The 18,557-nt window shown below is 40.8% G+C and carries 17 protein-coding genes; 9 read left to right on the top strand and 8 right to left on the bottom strand.

The window, feature by feature from the left end; translation table 11 throughout:
- Window positions 1-24: 24 nt before the first annotated feature.
- The 4 genes from RMY32_RS23105 to map all read left to right on the top strand — a co-directional run bounded on the left by RMY32_RS23105 (window position 25) and on the right by map (window position 5,123).
- Window positions 25-468 (top strand): VOC family protein, encoded by a 444-nt coding sequence (locus tag RMY32_RS23105; RefSeq protein WP_322710646.1) that lies wholly within the window; start codon window positions 25-27, stop codon window positions 466-468.
- A gap of 319 nt (window positions 469-787) precedes the next feature.
- Window positions 788-3,451 carry a M16 family metallopeptidase gene (locus tag RMY32_RS23100; protein ID WP_409883796.1) on the top strand — a complete coding sequence of 888 codons (2,664 nt, stop codon included), beginning with the start codon at window positions 788-790 and terminating at the stop codon, window positions 3,449-3,451.
- Window positions 3,452-3,554: 103 nt separating this feature from the next.
- The gene (locus RMY32_RS23095) at window positions 3,555-4,079 is read left to right on the top strand and encodes a copper-binding protein (RefSeq protein ID WP_322710644.1); all 525 of its coding nucleotides are present in this window, start codon (window positions 3,555-3,557) and stop codon (window positions 4,077-4,079) included.
- 216 nt (window positions 4,080-4,295) lie between these two features.
- Window positions 4,296-5,123, top strand: coding sequence for a type I methionyl aminopeptidase (map, locus tag RMY32_RS23090; protein WP_322710643.1), 828 nt, complete (start codon window positions 4,296-4,298; stop codon window positions 5,121-5,123).
- Between the two features lie 139 nt (window positions 5,124-5,262).
- Here the strand turns inward: map and RMY32_RS23085 are convergent, their stop codons facing one another.
- A complete protein-coding gene (locus tag RMY32_RS23085) occupies window positions 5,263-6,714 on the bottom strand; it encodes a hypothetical protein (protein ID WP_322710642.1) in 1,452 nt (483 codons plus the stop codon).
- 209 nt (window positions 6,715-6,923) lie between these two features.
- On the opposite strand from RMY32_RS23085, the gene RMY32_RS23080 reads away from it, so the two are divergent.
- The gene (locus tag RMY32_RS23080) at window positions 6,924-8,327 is read left to right on the top strand and encodes an amidase (RefSeq protein WP_322710641.1); all 1,404 of its coding nucleotides are present in this window, start codon (window positions 6,924-6,926) and stop codon (window positions 8,325-8,327) included.
- Window positions 8,328-8,329: 2 nt separating this feature from the next.
- A complete protein-coding gene (locus tag RMY32_RS23075) occupies window positions 8,330-9,028 on the top strand; it encodes a Crp/Fnr family transcriptional regulator (RefSeq protein WP_322710640.1) in 699 nt (232 codons plus the stop codon).
- Between the two features lie 44 nt (window positions 9,029-9,072).
- Here RMY32_RS23075 and RMY32_RS23070 read toward each other — a convergent pair whose 3' ends face one another.
- From RMY32_RS23070 to RMY32_RS23055, 4 genes are all read right to left on the bottom strand, one after another.
- Window positions 9,073-9,576 (bottom strand): hypothetical protein, encoded by a 504-nt coding sequence (locus tag RMY32_RS23070; protein WP_322710639.1) that lies wholly within the window; start codon window positions 9,574-9,576, stop codon window positions 9,073-9,075.
- A gap of 393 nt (window positions 9,577-9,969) precedes the next feature.
- A complete protein-coding gene (locus RMY32_RS23065; RefSeq protein WP_322710638.1) occupies window positions 9,970-10,509 on the bottom strand; it encodes a GNAT family protein in 540 nt (179 codons plus the stop codon).
- Between the two features lie 171 nt (window positions 10,510-10,680).
- Window positions 10,681-11,547: an aldo/keto reductase gene (locus RMY32_RS23060; protein WP_322710637.1), complete on the bottom strand. Its 867-nt coding sequence runs from the start codon at window positions 11,545-11,547 to the stop codon at window positions 10,681-10,683.
- A 584-nt stretch (window positions 11,548-12,131) separates the two neighbouring features.
- Window positions 12,132-12,332, bottom strand: coding sequence for a heavy-metal-associated domain-containing protein (locus RMY32_RS23055; protein ID WP_322710636.1), 201 nt, complete (start codon window positions 12,330-12,332; stop codon window positions 12,132-12,134).
- Window positions 12,333-13,233: 901 nt separating this feature from the next.
- Here RMY32_RS23055 and RMY32_RS23050 point away from each other — a divergent pair.
- On the top strand, window positions 13,234-13,497 hold the full coding sequence (locus RMY32_RS23050) for a DUF3146 family protein (protein WP_069070640.1): 264 nt from the start codon (window positions 13,234-13,236) through the stop codon (window positions 13,495-13,497).
- Between the two features lie 59 nt (window positions 13,498-13,556).
- Here RMY32_RS23050 and RMY32_RS23045 read toward each other — a convergent pair whose 3' ends face one another.
- The 3 genes from RMY32_RS23045 to ntcA form a co-directional block, all read right to left on the bottom strand.
- Complete coding sequence (locus RMY32_RS23045) at window positions 13,557-14,009, bottom strand: resolvase (RefSeq protein WP_322671733.1); 453 nt, start codon at window positions 14,007-14,009, stop codon at window positions 13,557-13,559.
- Window positions 14,010-14,132: 123 nt separating this feature from the next.
- Window positions 14,133-15,623, bottom strand: coding sequence for a DUF3084 domain-containing protein (locus RMY32_RS23040; protein WP_322710635.1), 1,491 nt, complete (start codon window positions 15,621-15,623; stop codon window positions 14,133-14,135).
- 168 nt (window positions 15,624-15,791) lie between these two features.
- The gene (gene ntcA / locus RMY32_RS23035) at window positions 15,792-16,463 is read right to left on the bottom strand and encodes a global nitrogen regulator NtcA (protein ID WP_292854711.1); all 672 of its coding nucleotides are present in this window, start codon (window positions 16,461-16,463) and stop codon (window positions 15,792-15,794) included.
- A 378-nt stretch (window positions 16,464-16,841) separates the two neighbouring features.
- Here ntcA and fabI point away from each other — a divergent pair, with 378 nt between their 5' ends.
- Window positions 16,842-17,618, top strand: coding sequence for an enoyl-ACP reductase FabI (gene fabI, locus RMY32_RS23030; RefSeq protein ID WP_322710634.1), 777 nt, complete (start codon window positions 16,842-16,844; stop codon window positions 17,616-17,618).
- A gap of 95 nt (window positions 17,619-17,713) precedes the next feature.
- Window positions 17,714-18,355: an imidazoleglycerol-phosphate dehydratase HisB gene (gene hisB, locus RMY32_RS23025; RefSeq protein ID WP_322710633.1), complete on the top strand. Its 642-nt coding sequence runs from the start codon at window positions 17,714-17,716 to the stop codon at window positions 18,353-18,355.
- Window positions 18,356-18,557: the final 202 nt, after the last annotated feature.

Genomic DNA, 18,557 nt, shown 5'->3' with positions numbered 1-18,557 from the left:
AAGGACTAAGGACTAAGGATTAATATGCACCACACTTCTATTCGGACTGCGAATATTCATCGAGCGATCGCTTTCTACGAACTTCTAGGGTTTACAATCTCAGAACGCTTTACCACAGGCTACACCTTAGCTTGCTGGATGGAAGGATTGGGCGGCAGAATTGAACTGATCCAAATTCCCGAACCAAAGCCAGCCCCAGACGCGTTTGCTGACGAACATTATGTAGGGTATTATCATCTCTCGTTCGATTTAACTGAGATTACACCAGATTTACCTAGCTGGTTGACAAATTTGCAAAAATGTGTATCAGCAGCTGTTGAGAGTCAAACCGAAGGATTAGAACCATTGAAGGTGCTTTTAGAACCGACACAACAGCAAATAGGCGATCGCATTTACGAAGTGGCTTTCATCGCCGATACTGATGGCTTACCTCTGGAATTCATTCGGATTTTAGCAAAAATCGCGTAATTTAGCTTTTTTATTAGCTTTGTTGCTAATATATTGTTTTTCTGTATTGTTACTGAAGTCACAGATTTTTTCGTCAGATTAGAGTGTAGTCATTATTCAAAATAACTATGTAACTTAATTTACAGATAAATCCGCTAAATACATGTATGGATTTTCCAAATTTTATTCTAAATTTTATAAATATCCCTTGCCGTTATTACTTTTAAGTTTATGGCTAGTAGCTGTTTTTTTGTTGAGCGATCAACCTGCTCATAGCCAACATCCAGTTATATTTACTAACAAAGAAAAATATCAGTTAACCTTGCTAGCAAAAAGAATAATGCCCTCAACACTGACAGAAAATGTCCGCAAGACAGTACTAGAGAATGGTCTAACTGTCCTGACAAAGGAAGTGCATACTGCGCCAGTGGTGACGGTGCAGGTGTGGTACAAGGTTGGCTCGCGTAACGAAGAACCAGGCGTGAATGGCATTGCCCACCAATTGGAACACATGATGTTTAAAGGCACTCGAAACCGTCCGATTCAATTTGGACGTTTGTTTAGTGCTTTAGGTAGTGATTCTAATGCTTTTACCAGCTATGACCAAACTGCATATTATGGTACTGTGGAACGAAACAAGCTGAAAGCGCTCTTGGTGCTAGAAGCAGACAGAATGCGAAATTCCCAGATTGAGCCGGAGCAATTAGCCAGTGAAAAGCGAGTAGTAATTTCCGAGTTGCAGGGTTACGAAAATAGTCCAGAATATCGCCTCAACCGCGCTGTCATGCAAGCGGCGTTTCCCAATCATGCTTATGGGTTGCCTGTAGGTGGCACCAAAGCTGATGTCGAGAAATTTGAAGTCGAGGAAGTAGAAAAATATTACCGCAATTTTTACAGTCCCGATAATGCTGTCTTAGTGATTGTGGGAGATTTTCAAACTGCAAATACTCTTGAAACAATTAAAGAAGTGTTTGGTAAATTACCAAAAAAAGTTAGGAGTGAGGAGCTAGGAGTTAGCAGTAAAAATACTTTTACCCCATCTACCTCACTCAGCACTCCCATTGTATTGCGAGAACCGGGAGCAGGGCGGCTGTTACAAGTTGTGTATCCGTTACCGGATGCAAATCAACCGGATGTCCCGGCGCTGGATGTGATGGATTACATCTTGACAGAGGGACGGAATTCTAGACTTTATCAGGCATTGGTGGAATCAGGTTTAGCTAGTGAACTTACAGCATCCGTCACCAGTTTGCGAGAATCTGGCTGGTATGAGTTGTTGGTAACGGCTGGAGCTAAACAAGATTTGAAAAAAATTGACTCAATGTTGAGTAGTGCGATCGCTAATGTAGCAGAAAAAGGGGTGACATCTGAGGAAGTAGAACGAGCCAAAACTCAATTAACAGCAGATGTAATTTTGAGTAACCGTGATATCACCTCTCAAGCAATGCGATTGGGAACTGATGAGACAACTGTTGGTGATTATCGCTACACAGACCGCTATTTGGCAGCTGTTCGTTTGGTGAAGCCGACGGATGTTGTTGCTGTGATTAACAAATACTTGACAAAAGAAGCGCGGACAGTAGGCTTTTTTGAACCAACCCAGAAGCGGATAACAGAAGTTGCTGACAAACCACACTCAGCCCAAACTACAGAAAATTTCTCTCCTGGCGCACCTGTGCTTTTTTCTGAGGTGATGAAATACTTACCGTCGGTGGATTTGGCTACAGATACGATTGCCCAAGTCTTACCCCAGGAATTTAAATTGACTAACGGATTGCGGATATTACTGTTAAGAGATCGGAGTACTCCCACTGTTACCTTGAGCGGTTATATTCAAGCTGGGACAGAATTCGATCCAGAGAGCAAAGCTGGATTGGCTGCTTTTGTGGCAGATAATTTGCTAAATGGCACTAAGAGCAAGGATGTTTTAACTATTGCTAAAGTCTTAGGAGAACGAGGGGCAAGTTTAGACTTTCAAATCTACCGCGAAGGTGTACATATTGAAGGTGATAGTTTAGCAGAAGACGTACCAATACTCGTGGAGATACTAGCAGATGTTATTAAAAATAGTACCTTTCCAGCAAAAGAGTTGGAACTGCATCGCGAACAAACTTTAACTGAGCTGCAACAGGAATTAGATGAGCCATCAGAAGTAGCTAGAAGAGTATTTGTTCAGTCAATTTATCCGAAAAAACACCCCTTACATACCTTCCCCACAGAGGAGAGTTTACAGCAGATTCAGCGCCGGGATGTGATTGATTTCAAAACTAAACATTATCGCCCAGATACAACAGTGCTAGCGCTGGTGGGAGATTTCGATCTAGACAAAGTGCGATCGCTGATTAAAAATAAGTTTGAAGACTGGGAAGTTAGCGGTCAAGCACCCACATTAAAATATCCCCCGGTGGCAATGCCAGAGAAAATAGTGAGTGTCAACCCAGTTTTACCAGATAAAGCCCAAGCTGTAACTTATATGGGTTACACAGGCATTAACCGTTACGATCCTCGATTTCATGCAGCCTTAGTATTGAACCAGATATTGGGAGGCGATACCTTATCTAGTAGACTGGGAGCAGAAGTGCGCGATCGCCAAGGTTTGAGCTATGGAATTTATAGCTCCTTCCAAGTTGGGAAGAATGTAGGGACATTTTTGATCGAGATGCAGACTAGTCCTGAAGATAGCAGTAAAGCGATCGCTAGTACCCGCCAAATACTACAACAAATCCATCAACAAGGTGTCACGGCACTGGAAGTTGAAACAGCTAAACACACCCTTATCAGCAACTACAACGTTTCCCTCGCAAACCCAGAGGAATTAACAGATAGAATTCTGATGAATGAAGTGTACGGACTAGATAAAGTAGAATTGCACTCCTTCACTGATAAAATCCAGAAAGTTACTCTTGCCCAAGTTAACCAAGCGGCTCGTGAGTTACTCCACCCAGATCAAATCGTAGTCGTTACTGCTGGGCCATCTGTGTTAGCAGAGAAAAGTATTAGGTAGAAATAGGCACTGGGCATGGATAATATAAAGAATAGGTAAAGTGGTTTTCCCCGTTACTTATTAATTGTTATTGCTCATCAGCATTGCCTTTTGAGAATTAGTGATGAAAATCTATAACTATTTTTACGAAATTGTCATTAAATCCCTTAGTTTCACAACTCCTACCTTGGTACAAATATTACGGCGTAACTACGTGATATTAACGTTACTTCTAGCTCTAAATTTCATTACTGCTACTCCAGCAATGGCGGCGAATAAGTCTTTTGATTTGCTCAAGCAACCAGCTACAGAAATTATAGTTAGCTTAGGTAATGCGGCTAACGAACTCAAATTTGAGCCAAATCATTTGGAATTTGAGGTTGGCAAACGCTATCAACTACGGCTTACTAATCCCAGCCAACTGAAACACTATTTCACCGCTAAAGATTTTGCCGATGCTATCTGGACACAAAAAGTTGAAGCAGGCAAAGTAGAAATCAAAGGAGCCATTCACGAACTAGAACTCAAACCCAGTGCTGAAGCCGAATGGGTATTTGTGCCCCTGAAATCTGGTACTTATGGCTTACGTTGTACAATACTAGGACATACAGAAGCAGGTATGACTGGAGAGATTGCCATCAAAAATTAAAAATAATTGAGCTAAATACAACATTTAATTAAGATGATTAAATTCTCTGCGTAACTTTGCGCCCTTTGCGTTTAAATTTCAACCCTCAATTCATCACAATTTTAGACCAAACTGTACTAACTCCCATAGTGTTAAATTATAGATATTATTTCTCAATTAATCTAGAGAAAGCATTCATACTTCAGCGTCAAAACCACCAGTAATTATTAATTTCCCATGAACATTTTCAGTAACTTACTTTCTCAAGCGACTCAGCCTGCACCAGCGAAAAAACAGCGCCGAGGAATTGAAATTAAATCGCCGCGTGAAATTGAAATCATGCGGCAATCATCGACAATTGTCGCAACTGTCCTAAAAGAAATTTCCGAGCTAGTAAAGCCAGGAATGACAACAGCTGATTTGGATGCTTATGCAGAAAAACGCATCCGCGAAATGGGTGCAACACCGAGTTTTAAAGGATATCACGGTTTTCCAGGTTCTATCTGTTCCAGTATTAATAATGAAGCAGTACATGGCATTCCTAGCCCCAAAAAAGTGATTCGCGTCGGGGATGTATTAAAAGTAGATACGGGTGCTTATTTCCAAGGCTTTCATGGTGATTCTTGCATTTCAATTGCTGTGGGTGAAGTGACGCAAGAAGCTGCTAAATTAATTCGCGTAGCAGAAGAAGCTTTATATAAAGGCATTGAACAAGTAAAGGCTGGTGTATACCTACTTGACTTAGCTGGAGCAATTGAAGATCATGTGAAATCTAACGGCTTTAGTATAGTTGAAGAATTTACTGGACACGGTGTCGGTCGTAACCTGCATGAAGAACCTTCAGTATTCAACTACCGTACTCGTGAGATGCCAAATGTTAAACTCCGGGCGGGGATGACGCTGGCAATTGAGCCAATTTTAAACGCGGGTTCCAGACACACACGAACATTATCTGACCGTTGGACAGCAGTCACTATGGATAATTCTTTGTCGGCTCAATTTGAGCATACAGTTTTGGTAACGGAGACTGGTTACGAGATTTTGACTGACCGTTCTAAGCTGTAATTGTTAGTTGTAATTATCTGTTTTTAAAGAGGTGAAGCGTCGAAATAGGGCAATTTACCTCTTTACTTTTTTTTAACACAATTTATAAAATATTCAATAACTGCTATATAGCAATCCGATCTAATTTTTCACAAATGATTTAGGACTGTTGATTAGTCCCTGCATAATTAGTTTTGTAAATAGAAAGCATCTCTTTAGCTTGCACAAAGACAGACGTACTCTCTGGAATAGCTTCTAACAAATTAATTGCTTGCCGCCATTTATTTTGTGCTTGCTGCCGACTTAGTTGTGAATGGGGTGAATTTTTAACAAATAAATTAGCTTCTGTTGCTAGCTTGTGGGCTAATTCTAAGTTTCCTACAGCTTTCTTTTCAATTAGCACTCTTTTACTGATAGATTCATAGTTAATTTGATAGTAAGCTAATTTATTCTTTGCCCGATCATAAATTGATGTTTTAGCAGGAATTCTATCTAATAAAATTATTGCCTGATACCATTTGTTTTGTGCTTGTTGCCAGACTTTTAGAGGATGCGGTGGCTTTTGAACCAGAGAAGCGGCCTCCATACCAAGTTTTTGAGCAGATTTAAAGTTGGTATAAGCACTTGTTTCTTGAGTTAAAATGAGATTTTGTTCTCTAATTTTCCAACCAGCAAAAGTTAAGATTAATAAACTTGAAGCGATAATCAAAGCTGATACTATCTTTGGTATTGAAAACTTTGGTACTATTCCTAATTTCTGGCTACTGATTGCTTCTTTACTACTTTCCTCTTCAATCTTTTTCAATGCTTGTTCTGCGTGTAGACTTAAAGTATCACCCTGAAGAATTAAAGCAGCAATTTGCTCTTGGAAATAATCACAATCATTGAGAATATCTGTCAACTCTTGAAACTTTCCCTCACTTGATATGATTAATTCGTGGTCATCATCTAACCACTCTAGAGCAAAACCAGATTTACCATAAAAAGCTGATACGCCTAATAAAATATTTAATAAGTTGCGACTATTTTTAATAGTATCAAAAATATAATTGAGCTTTTGTTGTAACTGTAATAGTTGTTTTTGAGAATCGCTAATTTTTTCAATTTGATATTTTAAAATATTAGATTTAGTCAAGGTTAAGTCAATTTTTAAGCTGTCATTCAAGGTTTGAAATTGATTAGATATACTTAAATTAATAATATCAAAATTTAGTTGATTTACTAATTGAATATCACTAAGAATATCAGCGGCTATCGCTTGCAAAAAATAACCCCATTCAAGCCAATCATCAATTTTTGATTGTAAATCAGTCAATGAAATTTTAGTTTCTGAATTTCCAAATTTCTCTGCGATCGCTGGATCTACTAATCCTACAGTAGGTATAAATAAAACACCTACAGTACTTATTCGAGGAAGTGTAGCGATCGCAGAATTTTTGACGTTCTCAAGTTTCAATTCTTGAACGATTAATTTTTTAATATTTCGTAGTTTTTCCTGAGCATTATTAATCGGGATAATTTGTTCCATGATTTGATTAGAATCGCCAATAGTAAGTTTTAGACTCTGAATCAATGTTGGCAATTCACTAACAAGTATTTCTAGGTTAGCCATAAATACCCTTTAGGGATTTGTCGAAAGTTTATGCAGAACAATTAAAATGGCTTGAGTAAGAACGTAACCACGCCTATTGCATCTGAGTATCCTAAATGAGTGGCAAATCTCAGGAGCTATAAAATGTATAGTTCCCGGAAATCCTGCTAAAGTAACAATTTCAGTTTAAAAATCCCAGAGTAAAGACAAAATTACCCATTCACTAACCTATGAATGAAGTTGATTTAGCATTTACCCCAGCACTAGAGTTGGCGCAATTAATTCGTCGCCGGGAAATATCACCCCTAGAGTTGGTAGAAATATATTTAGAACGGATTGGGCAATTAAATCCCCAATTAGGAAGTTATTTTACGGTGACGGCAGAATTAGCGATCGCAGATGCCAAAGCCAAAACAGAATTATTAACAACTACTTCAGAACTACCGCCATTTTTTGGCGTGCCGATTTCTATTAAAGACCTCAATGCTGTAGCAGGTGTTACCTGTACTTATGGAAATCCGGCATTACTGAACAATATCCCTAATTATGATGATGGGGTTGTAATGCGGATTAAACAAGCTGGATTTACTCTTCTTGGTAAAACAGCTACTTCCGAATTAGGTTCTTTTCCCTACAGCGAACCTATGGGTTTTCCCCCAGCCAGGAATCCGTGGAATTTAGAATACACTCCTGGCGGTTCCAGTGGTGGTGCGGCGGCGGCGGTAGCAGCGGGACTGTGTGCGATCGCTCAAGGTTCTGATGGCGGTGGTTCGATTCGGGGGCCTGCGGCTTGTTGTGGTTTGGTGGGACTTAAACCATCTAGAGGCAGAGTAAGTAAAGCACCCGTAGGCGAACGCCTCGCTGGAATTGCCGTCAACGGGCCGATCGCTCGGACTGTCGCTGATGCTGCTGCCCTTTTGGATGCCATATCTGGCTACATGACAGGCGATCCTTACTGGTTGCCAGATCCCGAACCATCATTTCTCGCCGCAACTGAGACAAAACTCGGTGCTTTGCGAATTGCCTTTGACACTAGTATTTCTCCTTTGGGAGAAGCTGACGCCAACTGTCAGCAAGGTGTCCGCCAAACAGTCCAGTTATTAGAACAACTCGGCCACCACGTTGAACAAAAATCCCCAGATTTTAGTGGTTTAGTTGAACCATTTCAAATCGTTTGGCAAGCTGGAGTAGCTGCATCGGGACTTCCTGTTGAAGCTTTGCAGCCGTTGAATCGCTGGCTATTTGCACGCACAGGTTCCGTTGGAGAATACCTGCAAGCGGTTTCCCAAATGCAAGTAGTGGCACGTCAGATTGTGGCGTTTTTCGATACCGTGGACGTGCTGGTATTGCCAGTTTATCTACATTCACCTATTCGCGTTGGGGAATGGGCTTCGCTCAGTCCAGAAGAGACATTCCAAAATATTATTAAGTGGGTTGCTCCTTGTCCGCCTGCGAATGCAACTGGACAACCTGCGATCGCCATTCCTGTTGGCTTTGATAGTAAGGGTTTACCCATGACTGTGCAGCTAATTGGTAAACCTGCCGCTGAAGCCACAATCATCAGCCTAGCAGCACAATTAGAAGCGGCTAATCCTTGGATTCATCATCGTCCAGCCTGGGCAATATCAGGCTAATCATGCAGGCATCCCTGGAACAACTTTCGCAAATTATCGTGTTTGCGGGTTTAAAAACAGCAGATAAGATCGGTTTGCAACCTTACACTCAGGTACAAGGCTATCGCAAAGGAGAAATTATTCTCCATGAAGGCGATCGCTTACCAGCAAAACTCTACGCTGTTGTCAGTGGATCGATTCAAGTTACCAAAACAGCAACAACGGGGAAAGAAACAATTCTCCGTGCCTTAGCTGTTGGGGAAATTTTTGCGGCTCCTGCTTTGTTGGGAAATGGAATTTCTCCGGCAACTGTCACTGCTGAATCTGATTGTGAAATCCTCACTGTAGAACGAGATGCTTTATTAAAAGCTATTGGCGAAAATCCGGAAATCGCCTTACGAATGCTGATGGTTTTTAACAGTCGGATTCAGCAATTACATGAAACAGTCCACGGGTTAGTTTCTGAAAGAGCGATTGTTCGCCTTGCGAGATTAATTCAATATTTTGCTGCTGAATCGGGAACTGAATCTACTTCACAAGGCGAGTGTTTAAAAGTTAAATTATCTTATTATCGGATGGCTCGAAGTAGCGGCATTACTTACGAAGAATGCGTGCGATTAATTAAAAGTCTCAAGTCAGTAATTGCTTATCGTCGAGGTGGGACGATTACGATCCTTGATGTTAAGAAATTGGATGCGATCGCATCTGGAGATATAGATTAGTAGTGGCGTACAGATGTGCGCCACTACACGCGGGAGACAGCAATTCAGACTGCTATAGCTGCTCTATCTTGTTCGCGTGCAGCCACAACTAAAACTAGACATAAAGCTGCGATCGCTTTTTGCCATTCCTGCCGAACTTGCGCATCTTCGACACCTTCAAACAACCCTACCAAGCGGGGAATAGAAGCTTCTAAAGCCAGACGAGGTACTGGACGGTGCAACTCAACTAAATGAGTTAAACTTTCTTGATTATGGACAAAACCAATTACCCATCCTGTAGTGTGATCGGGACTATCAGGAACCCGTTTGACTCCCAACTCATTTTTTAACCAGTTATAAAAAGGTGGTAATTCCTTAGCTAAAACTCCTCCGGCGGTGGGTAAAGTTTCCTTAAGCAAATTGGTATTTAAGCTGTTTAATTCTTGTTGCGATTCAAGTGAATTGAGAACTTCAGTTAAAGGCTGTGAGAGTATTTCCTCCAACTGAGTTTCAGAAAAATTTAGATTTTCAGCAAAAGTTAAAAGTAGCGATAAAAGTAGCGATCGCATTTTTTTAAACTCCAAAATTAACTAATTTTTATCTGTGACTTTCTCTGAGAGAGAAACCAAAAATGCCAGTTTTTCTTCAATTTTTAAAGCGTCAGGTGCATTATTAGATATCTAGACAAAAACACCAATTCATAGTATTTTAGGATTATGAACTGTAAAGAAAAACTGATAATCCTCCAAGCTAAAAGTTTGCCCGCTGAGATAATTTATCTGTAGCTATTCGTCTACCAGAACGCAGATACTTTTTACCCGCTGCTGCTAAAAGTTCGTGTTACGTAGCTATTTGGAAATTGAGGATAGGGTTGGTCATCTGTACGTCCCTCTGAACTTGTCTTATCCTCAATTTCTCAGTAATTTATGATATTGTCTCTGAGGTAGCTCATAGAAGCGATATTAGTTCGCTTGCCACTCATGCTCAAGGATCGCGTAAAGAAAGTTGTCGTACCATCTGCCTTTGATAAACTCTTTTTCTCGCAGATGACCTTCACGACGCATACCAGTTTTTTCTAATACCTTTACAGAAGCAATGTTCTCTGAAACACACCAAGACCAGATACGATGCATTCTCAATTCTTCAAAGCCAAACTTTAAAATTGCCTCTGCTGCTTCTGTTGCATAACCTTGTCCCCAATATTGAGTATTTAGTTCATAGCCGATATTTGCTTCCCGCATTTCTGGATCGTTTACACGGATACCACAATTGCCAATCAGCCGATTTTCTTCTTTGAGGACAACAGCTAACTGAAACTTAGTTCGGGGTTGCTCTTTTTGCTGATCGAGAAACATCTGGATAAACTCGCAAACATCGTTCTGTGTGCGTTGTGTCCAGTAGTTATAACGCAAATACAAAGGATTGGATTGATAGGCAAAAACCGCCTGCAAATCTGTCTCTACAAAATCACGCATTAGCAAGCGGTGTGTTTCTAATATCATGTCTTTTTTTATAGGCAATTTCTACCATATTTATATTAGCCAGTGGAATGATTGGCGTTACTGAATTCAGGTAGAAAAATGCTTTTGCATGATTTCAAAATCTTTGTAAAAACGTTACATAGCAACGTCTTTACACCCAGGTTCATTGATTGAATTAGTAACGCCGAATAATTAAGTTGCCCGATCGATTTTTTGCACTTCTTCGTCAGATAATTTCACGTTGATAGCACGTGTTGAGTCTTCAATGCTGGAAACCTTACTAGCACCAGGAATAGGCAAAATAATAGGCGACTTGGAACGCAACCACGCCAAAACGATATTATACACCGACACGCCTTTTTCTTTAGCTAATTTAGCGATCGCAGAAATATCTTGCAAGTCCTGATGGCGACGCCTACCACCAAAGGGACTCCAAGGTAAAAAGGTCAATCCCTGCTGTTCGCAATATTCTAATACGCCGTCATTTTCTGGCTGTCGTTGCCAAGGGCTGTATTGATTCTGCACCGAAACAATATCGATGATATCCTGCGCTCGTTTAATTTGTTCAACAGAAAAGTTAGAAACTCCTACAAACCGAATTAAACCAGCCTCCACTGCTTCTTTAACTGGCGCAAGAGATTCTTCAATGGTGTAATTAGAATCGGGAGAATGATATTGCCAAACATCGATGGGTTTAGCACCGCCCAAAGCCTCAAAACTGGCTCGAATTGTTTGGCGCAAATGTTCTGGGTTGCCGTTGCTTGTCCAGTTACCATTGGGACGCATCAACCCGCCCTTAGTTGCTACAATTACTTGGCTAACATCGCCTTTGTAACTACTAAGTGCCTTGTGAATTAACTGTTCATTGTGGTGCTTATCTGACTCATCTTTGCAGTAAGAATCGGCTGTGTCAATAAATGTAATACCCAAATCCAAAGCCCGATGAATAACTTGGATTGATTCCGATTCAGAAGGACGATTAGCAATTGACATGGGCATACCACCTAAACCAATCGCACTTACCAAGATACCAGTTTTTCCTAGCTGTTTAGTTTCCATGATTCTAGCTATAGCTTTCTCCCCCAATTATTTATCAGTTAGTTATTCATCATAAATCCTCCCTAGTACTTAGACTTGAGGGCGATAAATGAATATAATTCTTCTTTATATTAGGCGTGAAAATATCAGATTATTTGATGACAATCGTCGATTGCCTTAACTTCTACATAAGAATATACCTTCAAATTCAAAATTCACCCACCCTACGCAATCTTGCTATATCCCTCAATCCTTTTTCCCAAAATTAGGAAAAAGTGAGCCAATTTCAAAGTCTTTTTCCCAAGCATGGGAGAAGGATTTAGGGTGAAAAATTTTGACTACTACAAGAATTTTAATAGTTATTAAAATAAAGTTAAAAGTTAATTTTTTTAAAGTCGTCTTTGATTGCAGTCTGATTGAATTTCACTTTTATTCAAGCTTGTTAATATTTAACTCAGTTTGCCCTGCTATTAAAGAAACAATATCTGCGTTCGATTAGAGTAATTTGGTAATATTTACGCCCGTTTACACGGACGTAAATATCATTACACTATTGTGCTGGCTAATTACTTCATCTAAATTTATTAAGAAATTTAGAAATTTAATTAATAGCCTTCTATAGTAAAACCAGCAGCTTGAACCATCTGTTTAATTGACTCTTCAGAAGCCTCAGTATCTACAGTTACAGTTTTAGTGTCTACGTTCACGTCTACTTTGGCATCAGATTCCATAGTCAGAATAGATTTAGTTATTTTCTTGGCGCATTCTTCACCTTTAATATCCGGAACTTTCAATTGAATTGCCATTATGTACCTCATTACGCCAACTGAAATTTACATTTAATCAATATAATATCAATTTTAAGACTGAGCGGACATCTTACTAGAGTTAGGGAATTGGGCATGACAGAAATAGTAATAAATAATAGTTATACCTAAATCATTATTGACAAATTGCTTAAGCAGTAAAACAAAATAAAATGCCAAAGTCGATAAAGTAATTTATGAAAATACACTTAGTACTGCTAACTTATAAAAAGCCGCTTTTTTTATTTATTCTGAAGACTCCATAAGAAGTTCCTCCTGGTTTTCTAAAAGTTGGTGTTCGACATAGTTGCTTTTGCAGCGCTGCCCAATTGTACAAGTGTCTATGCGTAAATCACGAAAATTTTTTATCTGTAGTTTTTAATTGATTGTATACTTAAGATACTTTTGCCTCATTTTTAACGTACATATAAACCCAAAAAACAGCTATCTTGCGGCATAGATATACTGTGGATTTTGCAACAAAGACCTTCAGTAACGCAATTATGGTATGAGTATTGGACGCTGCTAATTTAGGTATTGACAGTAGAAACTGCTTCACATTGCAAATGGAAACGATTACTCAAATGTGCCAGTAGTTGAAATGCGATCGCTAGAAGCAACGAAAAAATTAGCATTTCTCGTTTGATTTATTTTCCAATATCTATGACGAACTATGACCCTCGAAGTAAAACTCGCTAACGCTTCTCTAGGAGAGGCTACGCCTAGTTTGCTTACGCTATCGGTAGCGCAACTCCAGGATGCTGAAGTCATCTTACTCATAAACACAACCTAGTTAACTACAAATACCCACTTTGTCAGTTTGTCTAATTGAGATATGTTTGGTAAATAAAATAAGTAGCCTACATCATCGGCTGCTATTCCACACTTGACATAAAGCATTGTGAGTGCAAAACGTCTGCCAGAAACCATTGCCCATGTCAGAATTACCCGCCAATCCTGGCAACACGGCTTCCTTGAGGGTGAAGTGAGTGCGGGTGAGTTTGAGTGGCATTTCCAGTGGCATTTTCGTCGGGGAGAACTTGCCGTCAAGCCTTCCCAAGGTCGCGCCTTAATCAAAGAACCTCTAGGTCGATTCTTAGAGCAACAAGATTACCAGCTAGAGCCTGGAGGAGACTATGCTTTTACGATTCGGGCGGAACTTTAAAACTTAGGAGTTATTCAATTTTGGATTTTGGATTTTAGATTTTGGATTGAAGAAAAAATCTAAAATTGGCTGGTTGCTGATTCAGTGAGGCGATTTAAGTATCTTTCGATTAAGAGGATGGCAACAATGTCATCTATGGGTCTTGGAGGCTGTCGTAGACCCTGTGGCAATAGCTTGATTAGCCCTTTGGGCGGGAACATTTGCCAATAGCGATCGCGTGCTTCTAAGGTTGTGTAGCGCTCATCCACTAAAATAATACTCAACGGTTCTGTCAATTCTTGATATAATCTCTGTCTCCACTGTTTGGCTGTAGTTTGGTCGCCCATGACCATCAAAGAGATCGGAAACCTTTGGCGCAGTGTCTCAATGCTAGCGATCGCCTCTTTTGCTAACACAACTTGATGATAATACAGTTGCCGATCCAGTCCCATCACCCCTAAACCACACTTATCTCGACCTGGATCGAACCCCAAGATGACTGGTTGCGTTGGTGAAAATTCACGGAAATTCATAATTAATTAAAAATTAAAAATGTTCGCATAGTATCTGCTAAATAAAAAATGCAGCTATAGCAATTATTTTGACTGCTGTTCAATATGTTTAAATCTTACTAATAACAGTGTGCAAATAATTTTTTAAGTACTAAAAATAATTTTTCCGTTAACTATTGCTACCAATTTTACTCTCAATGGCCCGGCTGTATAAGTATCCTCTGCTGCGATCGCTTTGATCTCCAAAAGTTGATTATACTGTCTTAATTGGCTGACAAAGCGCAGAAAAGTTCCCTCTACTTGCACATTTTCGACAATTCCGGCATTACGGGCACGAAATTGGGAAGCAGAAATCAGTATTTCTAGCCGCTGCTGTAACTGATAAGATGTCATGGTTTGGGAATCAGCAGTAGTCGTGGCTAGCACCGCACCTCCCGAAAAAACCAGTTGATTCTGGGCTGTATCCGCGAAAAATTCTATCTGCTTTTCTCCCCTGACGTAATTACCAGCAGAGAAAATTCGCACGACGTATTCTTTACCATCGGCAATCTGCTTGCTTAATTGATCGACCCGATCCTGGGTCACGCGCAACAGCTCTAAATTTGCCGAATTTGTACCAGGCTCGCTTAATTCGAGGTTGGCGTTGCGATTGGCTTCTTGTAAAAGTTGTACTACTGCCTGACGAGCAGCGGCAGGTTGAGTAACACGAATTACAGCAGCGGACAGAACTTGACCGCGAACTAAGGCCAGCTTACCCAAACGCAGGTCGCGGTAGGACTGATAATATTTTTCCAGTCTGGCAACTTCCTGTTCTAGTTCTTCCTGTTGTGTTTCCAATTCTTTGAGGCGCGATTCCCGTTTGGCAATCACTTGCTCTCGTGCTGCAACTTCTACGTTACGCTTTTGAATCAGTTGATCCAGTTGGCCAATTTTTTGATCGCGTGCTTCTATGGCTTCTTGACGGTTAGCAAGTTCGCGATCGCGTTTTTCGATTGCTGTTTTGGCTTCGTCAATGGCTTTTTTCGCTTCTGCATACAGTCTTTGACGTTCTGTCTTCAATAGTTCAACTGCCGCCTGTAGTTCCTTTCTCTGATTGGAAACGCTTTGCAACTCAGCTATAGCTTTTTGGTATTGAGTTACAACTTGTCCTAACTGACCTTGAGTGCGTTGGAGTTGAGTTTGGGTTTGGGCTTGTTGATTAATGGTGCGGTTCAGCTGGGCTTGCGTTTCCCTCTGTTTGGCGTTTGCCGCCTGCAAGGATTGATTAATTGCCTGCAAGTCTTGTTGTGCTTTTGCTTGGGCAATTCTTGCTTGGTTTAGCTCACCCTCTACCTGACTTTTCTGCGTTTCTGCGGTTTTTAGCTGTTCCCGCTTCTGTCTAAGGTCTGTTTGAATATCTTCTAACTCAAAGACTCCTTTTCGCAAACCTTCGTCAGCAGCGAATAAAATCCCTAGAGTTGATGCTGAAATCAGACCACCAGTAAAAATTGTTACTAGTACGGCGGTGTTTTTCGGACGAAGCTTAAAAAGTGAGAGGCGGGCTTTGCCAACTCGTGTGCCGATGCGATCGCCCACGGTGGCAATTACGCCTCCCAGAATCAAAATTGCTGCGATGAGGATGTATCCGGTGGTCATCTTTAGCTACCGAAATCCTTCCAGATACAGCCTACTACTTTTAAGCATTGTCTGGAAAGAAGTGGGAATTGGCAATAGCTGAAATTATTCAATTTTTGATTTACCTCTAGCTATTAGTGTCATTTTTCAAAATAGAACACGCACCGATTCCCCTTTCTCCAATTGTTTTTATGTGAACTGCCTACTTAAGGTAACAGGTTTATGCACAGTAATCTTCTTTTTGTGGATAGAAATCATTTTTTTCTCACGCAAATCTCCCAGGAGCCTAGTAACGGTAACACGAGTTGAACCAATTGCCTCTGCGATCGCTTGATGAGATAACTTCAGATCAATTGTGATCCCATCTGCACAAGGAACGCCAAAATCCCGACAAAGAATTAACAAAAAACTCACCAATCTAGAACCCATATCTCGGTGAGCAAGAGTTTCAATCATCATCTCTGTCTGTAAAATGCGCGAAGACAGACCTCGCAGCATTAACATTGATAATTCTGGATTTTCCTTGAGTGCTACCTCTACCTGTTCAATTGGTGCCGACAGTAATTCTACAGGAGTAAATGCAACCGCATGGTAAAACCGATCCGATTTATTTCCTGTCAGCAATGACAATACACCAAAAACACTATTTTCCCGCAGCAACGCTACCGTTATTTCCTCTCCTGCCTCGTACACCCTGGAAAGTTTAACAGCACCTTTCAAAAGAAAATAAACTCGTTCGGCAGGATCGCCAGGAAAAAAGATCGTTTTATTGCGTTCAAACGTTTCCACAACTGGCGGAAACGCCCCGGTCGCCATCTGACGAAAAACATTTGCTAGGGCTTTATCTTGTGTCACGATCATCTCCCTTCCCCTACCCAATGCCGGAAAAACAAAAACTGATTACCTAAGAATACACCCGAAAAATGAATAAAGCACCGTCAACCTTTCTGTACTTTCCTATACTCCAACTAATCTCTTCATAACTCTTTGTTTATAATGATACATAATTGTTGATCCTTTCAGCTACTAATTGTTGATAAGTAGTTCCAATAACTGTATTTAAAAGGTTTTTTGAAGAACAAATAAAGATATCTTGAGAATATCTTTATAAAAAATCAAGATTTTTATCACAGCAAACACTCTTACCAATATTCATTTTTGCAAATCCTGTATAAAACAAAGATAAATTAGCCTCAGATTCTAGTATGCTCCTAATGATCGATCGCATTAACAATTTCTATGCTAAATCTGACTGGAAAAAATGCCCTTGTTACAGGTATTGCCAATAACCGCTCGATCGCCTGGGGAATAGCCCAACAGCTGCACAAAGCCGGAGCAAACCTGGGTATTACCTACCTACCGGATGAACGCGGCAAGATGGAGAAAAAAGTCGCGGAATTGGTAGAGCCTCTTAACCCCAGCCTATTTCTTCCCTGTAATGTCCAAGATGAAGACCAAATTAAATCTACTTTTGAGACAATTGGCGAACAGTGGGGAAAGCTAGATATCCTCATCCATTGTCTGGCCTTTGCCAGCAAAGACGATTTAAGTGGAGATTTTAGCCAAACCTCTCGTTCTGGCTTCAACACCGCCTTAGAAATTAGTACCTACTCATTGGTGCAGTTAAGTGGTGCAGCCAAACCTTTGATGACAGAGGGAGGTAGCATCGTCACCCTGACATATTTAGGTGGTGTTAGGGCAATCCCCAACTACAACGTTATGGGAATTGCCAAGGCGGGTTTAGAAATGAGTGTGCGTTACCTAGCTGCTGAACTAGGGCCGCAAAATATTCGTGTGAATGCCATCTCCGCAGGCCCCATCCGTACTTTGGCATCTTCAGCAGTGGGTGGGATTTTGGATATGATTCATCATGTAGAAGAAGTAGCTCCCCTACGACGCACTGTAACTCAGCTAGAAGTGGGCAACGCTGCGGCTTTCTTGTGTAGTGATTTGTCCAGCGGCATTACCGGACAAATTCTCTATGTAGATGCAGGATATGAAATTATGGGAATGTGACACGATAAAGTTAGGAGTTAGGAGTGAGGAGTTAAGAGTTATAAATTTTTAACTCATAACTCATAACTCCTAACTTTTAACTCTTTTCACTCCCCATGCAAACAACCAATCGCCAAGTTAATTCAAACTACGATCGCTCAACCCAAACCCCTCGCATTGCCACTGTTCATCGCACCACTGGTGAAACTAATGTGCAAGTCACCATCAACCTGGATGGTAGAGGAACTTGTACAGCAGCAACAGGTATTCCGTTTTTGGATCACATGTTGCATCAAATTGCCTCCCATGGGCTGATTGATATAGATGTTCAAGCCAAGGGAGACTGGGAAATTGACGATCATCATACTAACGAAGATGTAGGCATTACTTTAGGGCAAGCTTTTAACCAAGCATTAGGCGACAGAAAGGGTATTGTCCGCTTTGGTAATTTTCTTGCACCGCTGGATGAAGCCTTAGTTCAGGTAGCGCTAGATTTTTCTGGACGGCCTCACCTCAGCTATGGCTTGCAAATTCCAACTCAACGGGTAGGAACCTATGACACCCAACTGGTGCGAGAATTTTTTGTGGCACTGGTGAACCATAGTCAAATGACACTGCACATTCGACAATTGGATGGCATTAATTCCCATCACATCATTGAAGCGACATTTAAAGCTTTTGCAAGAGCAACACGGCTGGCGGTAGAAATTGACCCGCGACGTGCTGGCTTAATTCCCAGTTCTAAGGGAGTTCTATGAAAAAAGTCAAATTGGGCATTGGGGATTGGGCATGGGGCATGGACAAGAGACAACTTAGATGAGGAAGAGGGGGGAGACAAGGGAGAGACTGGTTCAATAATTCCCCCTTGTCCCCCTTGTCTTCCTTGTCTCCCCTGCCTCCCCTGCTCACTGCTCCCTTACTTCTTCCCCAGTCCCCCATTTCGGATAATTGACACACGAG

Source organism: Nostoc sp. ChiSLP03a (assembly GCF_034531215.2).
Taxonomy (GTDB): Bacteria; Cyanobacteriota; Cyanobacteriia; order Cyanobacteriales; family Nostocaceae; genus Nostoc.
This window is presented reverse-complemented; position numbering and strand designations above follow the sequence as displayed.